Source organism: Paenibacillus sp. B46(2026) (genome assembly GCF_056786355.1).
The window spans coordinates 975,064-993,284 of the sequence record NZ_CM165907.1; the positions used below are offsets into that span (position 1 = coordinate 975,064).

Consider the following 18,221-nt stretch of genomic DNA (forward strand, 5'->3'; position numbering starts at 1 on the left):
TTGATGCATAGATGGGGAATTAAACTGAATGTGGCTTCGCTACTGTTACTGGTGTTGTTCATGATCCTGGGTATCTTGATGCTGTTTCCGTTATATGCACTGATCCTCGCTTCGCTGAAACCGGCAACGGAATTGTTTCGATATGGACTTAATGTCCGATGGGATTGGGCGTTGATGAGCTTCGAGAATTATAAATCGATTTTCACCGGAACGGGAGCAGCAGGGAACTATTTTATATGGTACAAAAACAGTCTGGTCATCACGGCATTATTCACGGTATTAAGTCTGCTGTTCTCCTCGATGGTCGGATATGGGCTTGGGGTCTATCGCTTCAGGGGACAGAATCTGATCTTCACCTTGGTGCTGGTCGTCATGATGATCCCGATGGAGATTATCCTTCTTCCCTTATATGAACTTACAATTAAGTTGAAGCTGATCAATACGGTGTGGGGCGTTATTCTGCCTTTCATCGTGGCACCTTTACCTATTTTCTTTTTCAGGCAGTTTGCGCAAGGTTTGCCGAAGGATTTTATGGATGCAGGACGAATTGACGGTTGTACGGAGTTTGGCATCTTCTTTCGGATTATGGTGCCGCTGATGGCCCCTGCATTTGGGGCGATAGCCATCCTGCAGGCCATGAACAGCTGGAATAACTTTCTCTGGCCACTCGTGGTGCTTCGGACAACAGAACAATTTACCTTGCCAATCGGACTCGCATCTTTCGTATCACCACTCGGCAATCATTACGAAGAACTAATCGCTGGAGCCGTACTTGCCATTGTACCTATTCTGATTCTGTTCCTATTCTTCCAACGCTTTTTTATCTCAGGACTCACGGTTGGCGGGGTCAAAGGGTAATGGCATAAATCTTTAAACCTGTAAACAGTTCAACAATTTACCTCGGCTCACGAACCCGATATAATAGGGATGGCCCGTATAGGCCGGATCACAAAATGCAGGTGGGATTGTTCTCCCTCCTAGGCAGAATGGGGACCCAAGTTGAAAACGTTCAAAAAAGTATATATTGAGATCACGAGTATCTGCAACCTGGCTTGCAGCTTCTGTCCACAGACGCAACGTGCCAAAGGATTCATTGACCCTGAAGTCTTCAACAATATACTGGATCAAGTTAAACCACATACCAACCATATTTATTTACATGTCAAAGGTGAACCCTTGTTGCATCCCAAAATAGATCTGCTGCTTGATTCCGCACATGAGAAGGGACTCAAGGTGAACATTACAACGAATGGTACGCTGCTGCCCAAGACTCAGCATAAATTGCTCGGCAAACCGGCGCTGCGGCAGATGAACTTCTCCCTGCACAGCTTCGATGGGCATGAAGGTTCAACCGACCGTGACGGATACCTGCGTCATATTTTGTCCTTTGTACACGAGGCTGTTAAGCACAATGTCATCATCTCATTCCGGCTGTGGAATCTGACGCAGGATAACTTCACGAATGCTCAGATGAATCGAAATCGCGAGACCCTTGAAGTGCTGGAACGTGAATTCAATCTGGACTTCCGCATTGAGGAAAAAGTGGTTCCAGGTAGCGGAGTCAAAATTGCTCCTAATGTATACCTGAATCAGGACCATGAGTTCCAGTGGCCAAGTCTGGATGCACCTGAAGATGACGGCAAAGGCTTCTGCCATGCGCTGCGTGGTCAGGCAGCTGTGCTTGTAGATGGAACAGTGGTTCCATGCTGTCTCGATGGTGAGGGTGTGATTAACCTGGGTAATGTGCACGAGAAGTCATTCTCGGAGATAATTGAGGGTGAGCGAGCGAACAATCTGGTATATGGCTTCTCCAGGCGGGAAGCTGTGGAAGAGTTGTGTCGAAAGTGCGGTTATCGTCAGCGGTTTGGAGCCTAGAATATAAAGTGAAATATAATCATGTTTTCATAAGATCACGTTGTCTGTAACCGATGATGTGGTCTTTGTTGTGTATATGGGGCTGTAAATAGAGCATATCCGAAGTTGATATCGGTACATAACAAGTAAACACGATACTGCAAAGAATGCTGAGGCATCAGGTTTTATGCTGAAAAATGTAAACATGACCTAATGATTATTCTCGTAACATTCCCTTTTTTGGTAGGATCAGGGTAGGTTCTGAAGACAGAGATTTCTATCTTAGTTTATATGAAGACAAGTCTCTGCTTGAACCTATTCAATCCAAATAAGGGAGGATGTTTATTATGAAAAAGATGTTGACGGTATTGTTGTCGGTTGGTCTGCTTGCTTCTGCATTTGGTGCAATTCCGGTGTCTGCTGCTCCCGAGATTGTAAAGACAACAATCATTGTTCCCAAAGGAACGACGTATGATGGTAAAGGCAAGAGTGTTGCCGCAGATCCCAAAACATTAGGAGATGGCAGCCAGGCCGAGAACCAAAAACCCATTTTTCGACTGGAAGCAGGAGCTACGTTAAAGAATGTTGTGATTGAAGCACCGGCGGCTGATGGGGTGCACTGTTATGGTAACTGCAATATTGAAAATGTAACCTGGAAGGATGTTGGTGAGGATGCACTCACATTGAAATCCGCAGGGACTGTGAACATTACAGGTGGTGCGGCATATAAGGCCTATGACAAAGTGTTTCAAATGAATGCCTCCGGTACAATCAACATCAAAAATTTCAAAGCAAATGATATCGGCAAGCTGGTGCGTCAAAATGGCGGAACGTCCTATGCGGTAACCATGAATGTGTCCAACTCGGACATTTCCAATGTGAAGGATTCCATTTTGCGGACAGACAGCAGTACATCACAGGGCAAAATAACGAATACCCGCTATTCCAAAGTACCAACCCTGTTCAAGGGATTTGCTTCAGGTAAAACCAGTCAATCCGGGAATACGCAATATTAAGGCATTGCCACAAATACCCATCTGATGTACATTAGAAGCAATGAAATAAAGTGAACCGGGAGCTCAATGAAGTTGGGCTGAGAGAGTGGCCTTGTGCCGCTGACCGTACATCTGATCTGGGTAATGCCAGCGTAGAGAACATGGATTTACAATGTGTAAGGATGAAATGTGCAAATTTACGGGGGATAACAACAGGACTTCTTTCAGCTGTGGTGGTTGGTCTGCTGCAACGGAGAGGGAATGCTTGATATTCCGTCTTTGCGGCATCCATCCAATACATGATTGTGAGAATTGTACACTGTACGTAAGGCCTGCCCGGAACCGGGGAGGCTTTTTTTTGTTTACTTTTAAAACCCGATGGGGAGCAGAGGAAGGAAGTAGAGAAGATGGCAGCAACAGCAGGCAACAAACGATTGAAACTAACGGATATTTTGGTAACCATCGTGATCGCAGTGGTGTTTGGAGTGATTTACAAGATATGGGGACCTACGTATGACCTGATGAAACCCTTCGGCGTTCATGCGGAGCAGATGATCTATGGCATGTGGTTTATGGCGGGCACGTTTGCTTTTGTCATCATTCGTAAGCCGGGTGTGGCGATTCTTGCTGAAGTTGCAGCTTCAACGGTGAGTGCTTTTCTGGGCAGTGAATGGGGCATGTCCACACTGGTGTATGGTCTGTTGCAAGGATTGGGAGCTGAGATATTCTTCGCCGCATTTCTGTATCGAAAAACCAATCTGTTTGTCACCTGTCTTGCAGCCATAGGAGCTGCAGCGGCTTCGCTTTTGCTGGATTACCAGTACGGGTATATTGATTCACTCTCGGCATGGAATTATACGTTATTTATCGGTTTCCGCTTCATTGGAAGTATCCTGATTGCCGGAGTGTTCGCTTATTATCTCGTCAAAGCATTGGAACTGACAGGTGTAACACGCTCGCTCAGACCGGTATCCAAACAGGATTATGAGGCACTGGATTAGATGAACGGGGAAGGGAATTCGCAAGCGGTAAGTGTGACGAATCTAAGATGCAAGTTCCCGGGAGAGAAGGCCTTGGTATTTCAAGGCTTGTCTCTCTCTGTGCGTCAAGGGGAGAAAGTGCTGTTGCTTGGTCCGAGCGGCTCCGGTAAATCGACGTTATTGCAAATACTGAGTGGTCTGATACCACGTTCGGTTGAGATCCCCATGAAATGTGATGATATCCAGGTTCCAGCAAAGGCCGGAGTGGTCTTTCAAGACCCGGACACCCAGTTCTGTATGTCCTATACGGATGAAGAGATCGCATTTGTTCTGGAAAACCGAAATATACTGCGTGAAGAGATGGCGGATCTAATTGAATATTATCTGAAACAGGTTGGGTTATCCTTTGAACAGAATCGGACATGGATCCAATCCATGTCTCAGGGAATGAAGCAGCGTCTTGCGATCGCATCGATGTTGGCCATGGACCCGGAGGTATTGTTTCTGGATGAACCCACTGCACTGCTGGATGATGAAGGGACTTCCCAGGTGTGGGATACCGTCAAACGGATTGCCAGTGACAAAACGATCATCATCGTTGAACACAAAATAAACAAGATTGTGGATATGGTCGACCGCATCATTGTGTTATCTCCTGAGGGGGAAATCGTGGCGGATGGCCCCTCGCAGCAAGTATTTACAGAGGAAAGGGAAAAGTTGAAGGCTTATGGAATTTGGTATCCAGGCGTGTGGGAAGAGCGGGAGCAGGAGAGGGCAGCAAAAGAAGAAAAGGGAAATACTTCTGGAGAGCACCGGGCCTGTGAGGATCAGGGCTTCCCAAGCTTGGAAGCACAGCAATCGTCTGGCTTATCCGATCCAACGGGTATATTCCCCATATCTCACGTATCATCCTTATCGCCTGTATCACCGCCACATCAGCCTGCACTGAACTTGCACCAGTTCACCGGATGGCGTGGGAAAACACCTTTCATTCAGGTGGAACAGGCCAAGGTATGGCATGGGGATTGGATTGGGATTGTCGGAGCCAACGGAGCTGGCAAAAGTTCGTTGTTATTATCCCTGATGAATATTCTGAAAACGACAGGTGATTATGAGGTGGATGGTCAGCCCTCCGGTAGGACGGAGCAACTCGCAGATCGAATCGCGTTTGTATTTCAGAATCCGGAATTTCAATTTGTGACCAATACCGTCGCGGAAGAAGTGGGATTCTCCTTGCTTGGAGGCAGGCTTACAGCGGAAGAAAGACGTATCAAAACGAATCACATGCTGAAGCAATTTGGACTAATCGATCTGTCCGAGCGACATCCCTACCAAATATCAATGGGCCAGAAACGACGCTTGAGTGTTGCCTCTGCACTGGTGAGAGAGCAGCGAATACTGCTGCTGGATGAGCCTACATTTGGGCAGGATGCCCGCAATTCGTTCGCCATGTTAGCACAACTGGAGCAATTGCGGCGTGAAGGAACAGCCATTGTGATGGTTACCCATGATCGTGAAATTGTAAAAAGATATTGCACCCGAATCTGGACGGTGGATGACGGGAGGTTATCTGATGCAACTGTCGTTTCCTCATCGTGAAACCTGGCTTCATGCCGTCAATCCGGGATTAAAGATGATCATTCTGACGATGATGTTTGTCATCGTTATCCTCATTCACAATCTGAATGTAATGGCCAACGTTGCGTTGGCGATGATGCTGTTACTGTGCTGGACAGGTCATCCGTGGTATAGATTGATGCTGTACGCATCACCATTCATTCTGGTATTTATCTCCACTTCCACAGGCATGATGATGTTTGGTAAGGGAGAGACCACGTGGTATAAGTGGGGACTGATTCATATTACAGAAGAAAGCTTCTATCGCGGTCTACACTTGGGTTTTCGCTCACTGACTATGGCAGCGGCTGGCTTGCTGTTCGGACTGACAACGAAGCCGGTACGGCTGTTTTATTCCCTGATGCAGCAGTGGAGGCTTCCCGCAAAATATGCCTATAGCTTTCTGGCCGCGATGCGCATGATCCCGATTTTGCTGGATGAATTCCAGACGCTCCGTTACGCTATTCGTATTCGTGGAACACAGCAACGCGGCTCTCGCTGGAACGTGTATGGTACACTCAAGCGTTACGCTATTCCGTTGCTGGCACAGAGCATTCGCCGTGCACAGCGAATGGCGGTAGCGATGGAAGCGAAAGGATTTACGGATGGCGCGAGCCGAACATATTACATTCAGATTGGCTATTCGCGAGCTGATCTGTGGTTTATATTTTATTATATCCTCACCTTAACAGCTGCTTATTACATCGGGGTTACCTTTCCTTATCATGCTACGATGGTGGATGTAAGGTAATATTGGGAGATAGATAGAAATATATTGAGGTGAACGGTAACTTTTTCCTTTTTGCTGCGTCTCTATTGGAAATAACTTCTGATGGATGGGGATGAACGAGAGTGAAGACGGGTCCTGACTGGCAGAGAACGGGGTACAAATGGATTACCATGACTGGATTATCAGCTGTACTGTTGACGGGATGGATGCTACTGGATTCCAAAATGGTAGTGTTTGGAGGACAAGCTTTGGTTACAACGCCACAAGCCTTGGGTGCAAGTTCTCAAGTCTTATCAACACAGTTGGCCTACAAACAAGGAGATACCGTTACGCTCATGAATGACATACCTTTGTTCAAAAACAGAAGGGACGGCAGTGTGGCTGCTGACCAGATGGGGATTGAATACTATACAACAAAAAACGAAAAGTATACGTTGGCCTCGGTTCGAGGCGAGTGGGTGCAGCTTAAGTCAACCGATCATGGAGACTTCTGGCTGCCAAGTTGGTATGCACTGAAGGAGAGCAGAAACATGACGGAAACAGCTCCCCAAAGCTTCACGCTCAAATCAGGCAGCAAACTGTATTTGGCTCCAGACAGTTCCACAACCTGGTCTTTTGAGAAAGCGCTAACAGATAAGGCTGTTATTGTTGCAAAGTGGAAAGGATGGTATGGGGTCTCCATTGCCCCACGAGTCTGGAATAAAGAATCCTCCACGTATCGGCCAGGACTCTTCTGGATCAAGGGACAGGCTATAGAACAGCAGATGAATGTGGCTGATGGCTGGTTCAATAAGGAGGCATCGCTCCCGACTTCGGTTATTCGTCATCTGACAGATATTAAGCTGAACAAGGCAACCACCTCCAAACAAGTGGCTGAGTGGTTAGGCGAGCCGGATTGGAAAGAGAGTTCAAGCAATTTGAATGATACGGGTTATCCAATGAGTATTGGACAGACCTGGAGATATGAGCGGGAAGATGCACAATTTTTGGTCACATTCAACAAGAATGGCAAGCTGGTTAGAACACGCTGGAATCTACCAAAGGATGATCGAAATGTTGTGACTTCCGATTGGAACATCAGTCGGGCGGAGGAATATGGGTACACGACAAAAATCTATGGCACAACGCTGCCGACGACAATCCCTTGGCAACCGGTATGGAGCAACCGGGGGGATATCAACTACACTTTTTTACAAGCAGCCACGGATGACGTGCTCCTGTTGAAAGGGGATGACGGTGGATTTAGCGGGGGGTACTACGAAGGTTCCATATACGCTATTGACCGACATTCTGGCCAGAAATTATGGGGGACTAATGGGGGTTTTGGCAGGCAACAGGCAGAGGTGGATACAGGACACCAATACGTTACAATCTACAGCGATTATGACCCTGACAAGAAAAAATACGTGGATCGTATTCGTCATCTCAACTTGAAGAACGGACAGGTCAGGTGGACGTACACCCCTAAGCAAAATTTTAGACTAAATGGCATCACCGCAGCGAAGAACGTTGTGGTTGTGGATAGCCCGGTTGTAGAGGGCTCAAGCAACAGCTGGTTGACGGTTCTGGACAGTGCAAACGGAAAAACATTGTGGACGCGAAAACTGGCTAAGAGTTACGAATTATTGAACAAGAGTGCAGATGACCCTTATGTGTTGTATTGGGAAAAGAATAAGCTGATTGCAGCCGATCCGCAATCAGGGCGAACCGTATGGAGCTTGAAGGCCAAACGATCCACCATAGAACAATTTGTGAATGATCCATATTTTGATGGAATCGAGCGTCTTGACCCCTTTGCAACCACGAATGCTGAAAGATGGCTATCACTAGATAATCAGTGGCTTCTGCTTGATCTGAACACAGGCAAGAAACTTGCGCAATTTCCTGCTCGGGCAGGACAGAGATTTGAGGAGCTGAATGATGGCATGCTGTTGATCCGTGAGAACAAAAACGGCGATCATTACGGAGAATATGAAGATTTTACAACCACCCTGTACGATGCCAAGACAGGCAAAACACGCTGGACGCTCAAGGGCAAGATTGAACGAGGACTGGTGGAAGACGATCAGTTGTATGTGATTAAGAACGGCTATCCAGCGGCTTTGGATTATGATACGGGGGAGACGCGCTGGAATGCCAAAGATACGATTGCAACTCTAAGGTATCCAACGAATCAGGGAAGTTATCTGGTCATTGATGATCAGTTGCTGCTGCCCATGGACGAGAACTGGTTGGTATTGAATAAAAATAATGGAGCATTGTTAGGTCGTGTACATGACGTTTTGATGGGAAACCCGGAGCATCGCGACCGGGATGCAAAGAATGGAATGATCAACCGAATCGGAAATGAAGTGTATGTGGGTTCGTCCAACGGACGTTTTCGTTTGTATGAAGCTATCCATCTGAAGGAGGCAATCTCACCTTAAAAGCTTGTCTCATAAGGGATGTTGATTTATTATAAATGAACAGGCTTGCTCGCGCTCCGGTTATCGGCTGTGCGGGCTTTCTTCATGTGTTCTTGAAGAACCATGCATGATCATTCACGGGAGGACTCTCCATGATCTCATTATATGGTGTAAGCAAACGTTATAACGAGCGCGGTTCCCGTGCAGATCAGGGATTCGAAGCATTAAGCTCGGTGTCCCTTGAAGTGGGACAAGGAGAAATTCACGGCATCATAGGTTCGAGTGGTGCAGGCAAATCCACGCTTCTGCGGATGCTCAACGGATTGGAAAAGCCGGATGATGGTGAGGTTGTTGTGAATGGGCAGCACCTGACCCAGATGAATGAGCGGAGTCTGCGTCAGGCACGAAGATCCATTGGCATGATCTTTCAACACTTCAACCTTGTCAGTAACCGAACGGTGAGTGGCAATGTCTGCATGCCGCTGGAACTCGCGGGTGTATCCCGTGTGCAGCGAGTCGAACGTGGACTTGAGGTGCTGAGGTTTGTTGGACTGGAAGACAAGGCAGATCAATATCCTGCACAGCTTAGCGGAGGACAAAAGCAGCGTGTGGCCATTGCACGAGCACTCGCCAGTCGTCCGGATGTGCTGCTCTGTGATGAACCGACCTCTTCGCTTGATCCACAGACCACAAACGGCATACTGGATGTGCTGCGTCATATCAATGAAACGTTGGGCGTGACCATTGTTGTGGTGACACATGAGATGGAAGTGGCTCGCAGACTATGTCACAGGATATCCGTCATGAAGGATGGGAGACTCGTTCGAACGTTGTCTAAAGCGGAAGTGAACAGTATCCCTGCACCGCAGCCTGATCTGCTGACCTCTTTGCTTGCAGGTGACAAATACGGGATGACAGGTTCGTCTCTATCACGTCAGGCAGAACAGGAGGATAAGCCATGAGGTTACCTGAGTCTGTGCTGAAGTATCAGGATGAGATATGGCAGGCGATCGGAGAGACGTTTGTCATGGTGGGCATCTCCATTGCGGCAGCAGTTCTGATTGGGTTACCTCTGGGTACACTGCTGTACCTGTTTCGGAGAGGACAACGGTATCAGAATCAAACGCTGTCTTTTATCCTCGGTAGTGTCGTCAACATCGTTCGGTCGTTTCCGTTCTTACTGCTGGTTGTATTCATGATTCCATTCACACGAATCGTCGTGGGAACGTCCATCGGTACACTGGCGGCAACCGTTCCACTCTCGGTCATTGCGATTGCTTACTATGCCAGACTGGTGGAGCAAGCGTTGCTGGATGTACCCAAGGGAGTGGTTGAAGCGGCCGCATCCATGGGGGCATCGACGATGCAGCTTGTCGTGAAATTCCTGTATGTGGAGGCACGGTCTGGCCTTGTACTGGGACTCACGACAGCGACCATCAGCTTCATCTCTTACTCGACGGTGATGGGCATTGTAGGTGGCGGCGGGGTTGGCGATTTTGCCATTCGCTACGGTTATCAGCGCTTCGAAACGGAGATTATGGTATTTACGATCGTCATTATGATTATCCTGGTACAGATGATCCAATTCACAGGTAGCAGACTGTCCCACTGGCTGGATCGCAGATCCTGAACGGTTGGTTGGACCGCGCATTATCAAGAATAACCAATACAGATTATACGATGAGGGGTAGACATGAAATGAAAGCAAAAATGATGTTTATGTTGCTTGCAGTGATGCTGGTTGTAGCTGCTTGTGGACAAAAAGAAGAAACACCTGCGGCAGAAGGAACAAAGGAAGATCAGGCAGGACAAGAAGTTACGTTAAAAGTAGCAACCTTGATTCCACCGATGACAGACGTACTGGACATTGTAAAACCGTTGTTGAAGGAAGATGGCGTCAATCTGGAAGTTGTTGTACTGTCCGATAACGTTCAGCCGAATACGGCACTGGCGAACAAGGAAGTAGATGCAAACTTCTTCCAGCATGTTCCCTACATGACCCAATATAATGAAGCAAACAATGCGAATCTGGTGGCAGTACAACCCATCTATAACGCCATTTATGGAGGCTACTCCAAGAAGTACAAATCCATTGAGGAATTGCCAGAAGGTGCAACCATAGCAATTGCAAACGATCCTTCCAACATTGGTCGCTCTCTTGTGATGCTGGAGCAAAACGGATTGATTAAGCTGAAAGACGGCGTAGGTTTTAACGCCACACAGGCAGACATCACCGAGAATACGAAGAACTTCAAGTTCGAGGAAGTAGATTTGTTGATGCTGGCTCGCATGATGGACGATGCCGATCTGGTAGCCATGACTCCGGCATATGCCAGTCCGCTCGGTCTTACACCGAAGAAGGATGCACTGTTAACTGAGAAGGATGATTCGCATTTTGCGATCACCATGGTTGCCCGTGAGGATAACAAGGACTCTGAAGCCATTCAGAAGTTGGCTAAACGTATGGCGGGTCCAGAGGTCAAAGCCTTCTTTGAAGAGAAATATGCAGATATTGCTATCCCGGCATTTGAATAGTGAATATGTAGTCCTAATGTGAACAGCCTTTGAGATCTGAGCGATAACGCTTGGATCTTTTTTTATGGATCCGCAGGCTATTAACAAGTGTTTAGAAAGTTAACAATTTGGTCATATCGCTGGTTTACTTTATTTAATAGTTTTTTCGTATAATTTGTTTGAAAGTAGTTCTTTAGGATTATAAATTAAGAGATTTAAGTAATGTTTTTAGCGCGAAAAATGTCTTTTACGAGAGGTAGGACCTACTTTTTAATATCTTGAGGAAGGAGGGCTCTGTACTCTAAAAGAGCTATACAAGAGCTATATAAGCTGTACTAATCATTTACACGAAAACGGAGAGGACAGAAAAAACTGAAAAAGCGAAGCTAAAAGCTTTCTGCAAGAAAGCTACTTCGGAAGCATACGCTTCGCCTTTATCACCGGGTTTTCCCTTGAGAAGGGGAATCAAAAAATCTGGGGATAACAGCGATTGGAAGGTTGTTCTGTCATCGGAGTGGCAAGTGTAAATAATCCCTAGTTCAACTTATAAGTAGAACAAGTAAAACTAAATTAATCTGGAAGAGGTAGAGAAAATTGTCCCGAAAAAATAGCAAATCGAATTGGTTCAACAAGATCCATAATAACTTTAAGACAAAGCTGGTCGTGTCCTTTATTGCTTTCTTGGCAATTCCATCGTTCAGTATTGGAGTCATGTCTTATAACAGTGCGAAGAATGAAGTGGAGAAGCAAATTCTACATAGTGCGATGGAAAATGTGAATCTTGCCAGTGCGACCATCGATCTTTCGATTAATGCCAAGCGCGACCACATTGAATATTATGCGAATACGCTCGCAGAGGAATTGCGTCAAGAAGATGCTGAGGTTCGGGTTGTAAACGAATTGAAGGGGTACGCTGCACAGAACACAGACATCATCACCATAGGTGTGGGAACAGAAGCCGGTGTGTATCTGATGTCCTCTGATGCAGAGATGCCTCAGGATTACGATCCCCGAGTAAGACCATGGTATACCGAAGCAATGGGAGATCCGGAGCAGGTAATTGTTACAGATCCTTATATTTCTGCCGAGACAAACGAGATCACCATCACAATTGCCAAGGCATTGAATGACCAATCCGGTGTAGTCCAGCTGGATCTGGATCTGTCGAATATCAGTACCTTGGTGAGTGGAATTAACGTGGGAGAACAGGGATATCTGATTCTATTGGATGCCAGCGAAAAGTATATCTACCATCCCACGGTAGAACCCGGAACAGATGCAACAGAGGATTTTTGGACACCGGTGTATGCGAATGAATCGGGCAACTTCAACTATACCTTTGATCAAGCTGATAAAGTGATGTATTACGCTACTAATGCATCCACCGGATGGAAGGTCGCTGGCACCATGTTCTCTTCTGAGGTAGACGACGCGGCAGCGCCTATTCTAAATCGAATGATTATTGTTATTGTCTCCTGCCTCGTCGTTGGTATTGTGGTTATCTGGCTGGTGATGCGATCCATCATTAGACCCATTCGTCAGTTGAAGGATCAGGCGATTCAGGTGAGTGAAGGGGATCTAACTCAAACCATTACTAGCACAAGCCAGGTTGTCATCTCGTCGGATGAAATGACTCAGAGTGCGGAATCAACCAGTGCGGCCAGTGAGCAGGTCGCGCGAGCCATTCAGGAAATTGCGAGTGGTGCCGAGAAGCAGACCCAAGGTATTGACCACAACCATCAGGCCATGAATGAAATTACGATTGGGATAACACGAATCGCCGAACGTTCCATACAAGTCGCTGATTTGACTAAACATACAACGGTACAAGCGGAAGAAGGTGGCAACACCGTGAAGCAGACGGTGGGCCAGATGCACTCGATTCAAGAAACGGTAGCGCAGACGAATCAGATGATTCAGCGATTATATGAACGATCACATCAAATTTCAGCCATCACGGAGTTAATCGGAAATATAGCCAAGCAGACCAATCTGCTCGCGCTGAATGCATCCATTGAAGCTGCTCGTGCAGGTACGCATGGGAATGGATTCGCCGTTGTAGCAGCAGAGGTACGCAAGTTGGCAGAGCAATCAGGGCAATCCGTCAATGAAATTACCGTGCTAACCACGGCGGTACAGGAAGATATGGCTGCTTCCGTTCGCATGATGGAGAAAGTGACCACAGAGGTCGGAGAGGGTATGGAAATCTCAACAGAGGCCATTCGGAAATTTGAACGCATTCTGGAAAGTATGCGGGAAACGACACCTCAGATCGAAGAAATTGCAGCTACATCGCAAGAGATCACGGCAGGTGTACAGGAAGTATCCGCTGTGTCCAATGAACTGGCAGGTATTGCTTCAGGCAACGCCGCGGCCTCCGAAGAAGTTGCTGCTTCCTCAGAGGAGCAATTGGCAGCAATGCAGCAGATCTCTGCCTCGGCTCGGGGCCTGTCCTCCATGGCTGAACAGCTGCAGCGCCTCATTAGACAGTTTAAGTATTAAAAGGAATTGAGCAGACAGTACCACACAGAGACGGCTTTACATCATGTTTCATCAGAGGGAGTGAACAACCATGCAACTAGAACTCAAGGCCTTCTTACTGCTAACGGATGCGGTCATGATTACAGATGAAGATGGTGTGATTCTGGATGTGAACTCCGTTTATGTAACAAAAACAGGATCCTCACGGGATAGCACCATAGGTCAGCCTGCCCGATTGCTGATGGATACCCACTGGAGAGGAAACCAGACCTGGTCCGGCGTAGCCAAACTAATGAAGGCTGATCAGGAAGTGTGGGAAGCCCAAGTTACGATTACATCGGTTTATTTGGATGATTCTCTTTTTTATATCAGTATATTTAATGATGAATTTTCTTGAAATAAAATTGTTGTTTTGTGATAAGGGTATGTTAGTTGGAAGTAGTAATTATTTTCAAAAAAAGGTCAATATCGTCAATTGAATAAGGGAGCCCGGCATACTATGATTTGTGTACTGGGGAACTGCGACCGTGAATCTGACAACATTCATTGAATGCATGAAATCCTGAAGTCGTAATGTGGACGGTGACCATTTGCTACGCGATCTTGTATTAAATTTCACGCTAATTTTGATCTTTGTTTTTCTGATTCATCACTATCTGAACCAAACAAATGCTACCCGTTCAACATCCATCACGACTCGGATCATTATTGGTATTACGCTAAGCATGTTGGGCACGGCGCTCTATTATTTCTCTATTGTGCTTGAGGATGGAACATTGTTGAATTTCCGGGCCAGTGTGTATCTGCTCGCTGCTTATTTTGGTGGGAGTGGCTCTGCATTCGTTACTTTTGCATTCATGTGGATTTTTCGGATTAATATGGGGCGTAATCCCTTGTTGGAGAACTGGCAGTATGCGTTGACAGAATTGTTATTTGTTGTAGCCATATGCCTGATCTTTAAGTATGTCAGGGGATTTATGCAGAAGTGGTTGTCCGGAGCGTTGCTACTGCTAACTGTGTATGAGTTTTTTGTACTACAGATATATTCTCCTTCTCTGCTAATGATGGGGCAGATTCTCCTTTTTCAATGTATCTGCCTGCTGTCCGTTATATTATTCCTTTACTATCTGAACCAAAATCATCGATACAAGAGATTGGTCATTCAGAGGGATCAGGAAATGCTGGAGATGCTTCGTATGCAGCCGGGTTTTACTTTTAAAATCCGAAAACAGAACGGAAAATTCGAGTATCTTGTGCTTGAAGGAGAGATGCTCTCCCGACTGGGCTTGGATATGAGTAGTCTGAAGCAAGATTACAAACTGGGCACATTGGATATTTTACCTCAGGAAAAGGTAGAATTTCTGCGAAAGCAGTTCGACCGGGCATGGAAAGGGGAGTCTTTTTTTTACGAGATTGAGCATGGAGGTTACTATTCACTAGTGAAGCTTCGTCCGCTGCGAGAAGAGGGTATGGTGAAGTATGTCATAGGATATGGACTTGATATTACGGAACACAGAGCAGTTAAACGAAGGGTTCAAGAGAGTGAAGAGCGATACCGTACACTTGAACGAGTGTCAACAGACTGGTTTGTCGGTTTGGATGGCAACAGGTGTGTGGTGTCAGTTAATCAGAAATTTCTGGATGTTCTTGATCTCGACAGGCATGAAGTAATGGGCCGTCAGCTTGAAGAATTGATATTCATTGAGCAGTCGGCGAACTGGTTGTTATCTTTTCAAAAAGTCTTACACCACAATATACCTCAGGATACGGAATTGAGTCTCATTGTTGGGGAGGGAAAAGAACAACATGTTCGGGTTCACCTATACCCTGTAAAGGCCCCTAACTCGTGCGAGAAAGTCAAGGCAGTTATTCATGACATTTCGGATCAGTACCGACGTGTTAAGGCTGACAAAGCAAGTCAAGCAAAGAGTGAGTTTCTTGCATTCATGAGTCATGAGATTCGTACCCCACTGAGCGGAATTATCAGCTTTTCGTTGTTGCTGCAACGGACAGATCTAACCTCACAACAATTAGATTATTTGAGTAAAATCAATGCGTCCTCACAAACCTTGCTTACTCTGGTGAATGATATTCTTGATTTCTCGAAAATGGAGGCAGGTAAACTGGATTTGGAGAAAGTACCCTTTTCACCAGAGGATGTGTTCAAGCGTGTGGCAGATCAGATCGGTGTGGCCCTCGGGTACAAGGAGATCGAAGTCATCTTTAAGACCGACGCGGATCTGCCACTAACGGTTATTGGTGATCCTTTTCGACTTGAGCAGGTGTTATTGAATCTGCTCAGTAACGCGATTAAATTCACAGAACATGGATATGTTATCTTGCAGGCAGAGGTAATTTCATTGGAGGCCGAGCGAGTACAGGTTCGTTTTGAGATAGAAGACACGGGGATTGGAATTTCACTTGAACAACTGGACCAGCTTTTTGTCCCGTTTACGCAAGCGGAACCTTCAACTTATCGAACATATGGTGGCTCTGGACTTGGGCTGGTCATCTGTTATCTTCTGGTAACCTCCTTGGGAGGAAACTTGCGGGTGGACAGCGTGCTTGGAGAGTACAGTCTATTTTCATTCGACTTGATATTTGAACTTGCAGATTCGGAAGAAGAAGAGAGTTTCTCCCTGCAGACACACCCTCTCCTATATGGTGCGAATGATGTGGTTATCATTGAAGATGATGAACGAATGGGTGAAAATCTGAAGCAGCTGCTCTATTCATTCGGGATGAATCCGACGCTGTATACTTCCTTGAATCATATGATGGAGAGTGATTGGTATACTCCTGAAGTCGAAGGGGCAAGTTCGATGTTGATCATGTTGGATATGGATATAGAGGACACAGTCAACGGTTTGTTATGGGACAACTTCATGAAGCGATTGGATCGGACGAAGATTCAGATGTTGGGGTACACACGTGCATTTAGTGAAAATGCGCTGTGGATGGAGGAGAGATCCGTGCACCCTGATATCATGATGGTCAAACCGATTACACGTCTGGGATTATTCGAAGTCATACTTGCACTTCAGGGTGAAGGGCCGCTGGCAAAAAGTCAGTTGGTAGAAGGGGACGACCCTTATTCGCTTGATCAGAAACGACACATCTTGATAGCTGAGGATCATGAGATCAATCAACTGGCGATTCGGGCGATGCTGCAACATGAGGGGTTCCAGGTGACGCTGGCAGCCAGTGGCACAGAGGTTCTGAGAAAGTTAGACGAACAAGTATGGGAACTGATTTTAATGGATCTGTACATGCCCGACATGAATGGAGTGGAAGCAACGCGACATATTCGCAAGATGAGGGAATACGATCGTACGCCTATTATTGCGCTTACAGCAAATGCCCTACCAATAGATCATGAGAGATGTATGGAAGCTGGGATGAATGCCATCCTGACCAAACCCATCCATGAACAACAGATCGCAGACATATTGGCAACATGGATTGATATGAAAGGTATGCGGGAGATTAGCGGAATTGATGCAGATAAGGCGATCAGGCAGATGGGCGGCAAGCCACATATTCTGCAATATGCGCTCACGAAATTCAGGATGGAGTATGACTCGTTTCAGAACAAACTGACCACTCAACTTCGCCAGCAGCAGATTGCTGGTGCGATTCGCAGCGTTCATTCTCTCCGAGGCGTAGCTGCCAATCTGCATGCAGTGGAGCTGTTACGTCTGGTTCTTCAACTGGAATTACTTTTATCCTGTTCGTTATTCGAAGAAGAGGAACTGAGTTCGGTATTGGAGAAGGTGCAAAAGGAGATTGATATCATTACCGGATCTCTACCCTGGTGACATGAATGAAGCTGATGTGTTAAGGAGTGAACTTATATCCGATCCCCCAGATGGTTTGAATATATTGGGGGTTTTTCGGATTTTCTTCAATCTTTTTACGGAGCTTGGTAATGTGCACATCTATGGTGCGATCATTAATATAAGCATCAATACCACGAATGGCTTCAATCAAGGCATAACGACTGTAGACCTTGCCAGGATTGAGGACAAACAGCTTCATGATCTCAAATTCGGAGAATGTCATTTCCACTCGCTGGTTATTCAACAGGATGGCTCTCCGAGCCAAATCGAGAGATATTCCGGAATCCTGTACAGTGACAATGGAGCTGTTCAATATGGAGTAACGACGCAATACAGCCTCAATACGTGCTTTCACTTCCTGCATGCTGAAAGGTTTGCATACATAATCATCAGCTCCGTCTATTAATGATCGAATTCGCTCAGAGACTTCGGTTAATGAAGAGATGACGATGATGGGGATTGCCGTATGTTGACGTATGAGAGAACAGGGATTCTTGCCTTCCGAATCAGGGAGCAACAGGTCAAGAAGCAGGATATCATGCCGCGCTTGAAGCTGTAGAAGACCATCTCTTACGTTATCGACGCGGATAACATCATACCCCTCACCTTGCAAATACAGGGATAATGTATCTCCTAACATGTTATCGTCCTCAATGATAAGCACTTTGGTCATGATATTCCTTTCTGAATCCACTTCGTGTAGAAGGTCTACGATCCATGTGTTAGCTTAAATTTACTTATTCATGTATACCCTGATAATTAAAATATGCAACATAAGGATGTCAGGATTCTAACATGACTGGGCA

14 protein-coding genes are annotated in these 18,221 nt (G+C 46.2%); 13 read left to right on the top strand and 1 reads right to left on the bottom strand.

Going from position 1 to position 18,221, the window contains the following annotated elements:
* Positions 1-3: 3 nt before the first annotated feature.
* The 13 genes from AC1S8V_RS04580 to AC1S8V_RS04640 all read left to right on the top strand — a co-directional run bounded on the left by AC1S8V_RS04580 (position 4) and on the right by AC1S8V_RS04640 (position 17,394).
* Positions 4-858, top strand: a complete 855-nt coding sequence (locus AC1S8V_RS04580) for a carbohydrate ABC transporter permease (protein WP_482074388.1) — start codon at positions 4-6, stop codon at positions 856-858.
* 141 nt (positions 859-999) lie between these two features.
* Positions 1,000-1,875: a radical SAM/SPASM domain-containing protein gene (locus tag AC1S8V_RS04585; RefSeq protein WP_482072611.1), complete on the top strand. Its 876-nt coding sequence runs from the start codon at positions 1,000-1,002 to the stop codon at positions 1,873-1,875.
* Positions 1,876-2,201: 326 nt separating this feature from the next.
* Complete coding sequence (locus AC1S8V_RS04590) at positions 2,202-2,870, top strand: pectate lyase (RefSeq protein ID WP_482072612.1); 669 nt, start codon at positions 2,202-2,204, stop codon at positions 2,868-2,870.
* A gap of 386 nt (positions 2,871-3,256) precedes the next feature.
* Complete coding sequence (locus tag AC1S8V_RS04595) at positions 3,257-3,850, top strand: ECF transporter S component (protein ID WP_482072613.1); 594 nt, start codon at positions 3,257-3,259, stop codon at positions 3,848-3,850.
* Positions 3,851-5,428, top strand: a complete 1,578-nt coding sequence (locus tag AC1S8V_RS04600; RefSeq protein WP_482072614.1) for an ABC transporter ATP-binding protein — start codon at positions 3,851-3,853, stop codon at positions 5,426-5,428. It abuts the gene before it with no gap.
* Positions 5,403-6,197 (top strand): energy-coupling factor transporter transmembrane component T family protein, encoded by a 795-nt coding sequence (locus tag AC1S8V_RS04605; protein WP_482072615.1) that lies wholly within the window; start codon positions 5,403-5,405, stop codon positions 6,195-6,197. Before AC1S8V_RS04600 ends, AC1S8V_RS04605 begins: the two co-directional genes overlap by 26 nt.
* Before the next feature lie 101 nt (positions 6,198-6,298).
* Entirely contained in the window at positions 6,299-8,602 is a 2,304-nt protein-coding gene (locus tag AC1S8V_RS04610; protein WP_482072616.1) for an outer membrane protein assembly factor BamB family protein, read from the top strand.
* A gap of 131 nt (positions 8,603-8,733) precedes the next feature.
* A complete protein-coding gene (locus tag AC1S8V_RS04615; protein ID WP_482072617.1) occupies positions 8,734-9,543 on the top strand; it encodes a methionine ABC transporter ATP-binding protein in 810 nt (269 codons plus the stop codon).
* Positions 9,540-10,211 (top strand): methionine ABC transporter permease, encoded by a 672-nt coding sequence (locus AC1S8V_RS04620; RefSeq protein ID WP_482072618.1) that lies wholly within the window; start codon positions 9,540-9,542, stop codon positions 10,209-10,211. Before AC1S8V_RS04615 ends, AC1S8V_RS04620 begins: the two co-directional genes overlap by 4 nt.
* A 68-nt stretch (positions 10,212-10,279) precedes the next feature.
* Positions 10,280-11,116, top strand: a complete 837-nt coding sequence (locus tag AC1S8V_RS04625; RefSeq protein ID WP_482072619.1) for a MetQ/NlpA family ABC transporter substrate-binding protein — start codon at positions 10,280-10,282, stop codon at positions 11,114-11,116.
* 660 nt (positions 11,117-11,776) lie between these two features.
* Positions 11,777-13,597 (top strand): methyl-accepting chemotaxis protein, encoded by a 1,821-nt coding sequence (locus AC1S8V_RS04630; RefSeq protein ID WP_482072620.1) that lies wholly within the window; start codon positions 11,777-11,779, stop codon positions 13,595-13,597.
* Between the two features lie 70 nt (positions 13,598-13,667).
* The gene (locus tag AC1S8V_RS04635) at positions 13,668-13,973 is read left to right on the top strand and encodes a hypothetical protein (RefSeq protein ID WP_482072621.1); all 306 of its coding nucleotides are present in this window, start codon (positions 13,668-13,670) and stop codon (positions 13,971-13,973) included.
* 229 nt (positions 13,974-14,202) lie between these two features.
* Positions 14,203-17,394: a hybrid sensor histidine kinase/response regulator gene (locus tag AC1S8V_RS04640; RefSeq protein ID WP_482072622.1), complete on the top strand. Its 3,192-nt coding sequence runs from the start codon at positions 14,203-14,205 to the stop codon at positions 17,392-17,394.
* A gap of 19 nt (positions 17,395-17,413) precedes the next feature.
* Here AC1S8V_RS04640 and AC1S8V_RS04645 read toward each other — a convergent pair whose 3' ends face one another.
* Positions 17,414-18,088, bottom strand: a complete 675-nt coding sequence (locus tag AC1S8V_RS04645; RefSeq protein ID WP_482072623.1) for a response regulator transcription factor — start codon at positions 18,086-18,088, stop codon at positions 17,414-17,416.
* Positions 18,089-18,221: the final 133 nt, after the last annotated feature.

What these genes read in the sequence shown, in the direction of transcription:
- AC1S8V_RS04580 (WP_482074388.1), top strand. Translation starts at nt 4, where the DNA reads ATGCATAGATGGGGAATTAAACTGAATGTGGCTTCGCTACTGTTACTG.
- AC1S8V_RS04590 (WP_482072612.1), top strand. Translation starts at nt 2,202, where the DNA reads ATGAAAAAGATGTTGACGGTATTGTTGTCGGTTGGTCTGCTTGCTTCT.
- AC1S8V_RS04595 (WP_482072613.1), top strand. Translation starts at nt 3,257, where the DNA reads ATGGCAGCAACAGCAGGCAACAAACGATTGAAACTAACGGATATTTTG.
- AC1S8V_RS04600 (WP_482072614.1), top strand. Translation starts at nt 3,851, where the DNA reads ATGAACGGGGAAGGGAATTCGCAAGCGGTAAGTGTGACGAATCTAAGA.
- AC1S8V_RS04605 (WP_482072615.1), top strand. Translation starts at nt 5,403, where the DNA reads ATGCAACTGTCGTTTCCTCATCGTGAAACCTGGCTTCATGCCGTCAAT.
- AC1S8V_RS04615 (WP_482072617.1), top strand. Translation starts at nt 8,734, where the DNA reads ATGATCTCATTATATGGTGTAAGCAAACGTTATAACGAGCGCGGTTCC.
- AC1S8V_RS04620 (WP_482072618.1), top strand. Translation starts at nt 9,540, where the DNA reads ATGAGGTTACCTGAGTCTGTGCTGAAGTATCAGGATGAGATATGGCAG.
- AC1S8V_RS04625 (WP_482072619.1), top strand. Translation starts at nt 10,280, where the DNA reads ATGAAAGCAAAAATGATGTTTATGTTGCTTGCAGTGATGCTGGTTGTA.
- AC1S8V_RS04635 (WP_482072621.1), top strand. Translation starts at nt 13,668, where the DNA reads ATGCAACTAGAACTCAAGGCCTTCTTACTGCTAACGGATGCGGTCATG.
- AC1S8V_RS04645 (WP_482072623.1), bottom strand. Translation starts at nt 18,088, where the DNA reads ATGACCAAAGTGCTTATCATTGAGGACGATAACATGTTAGGAGATACA.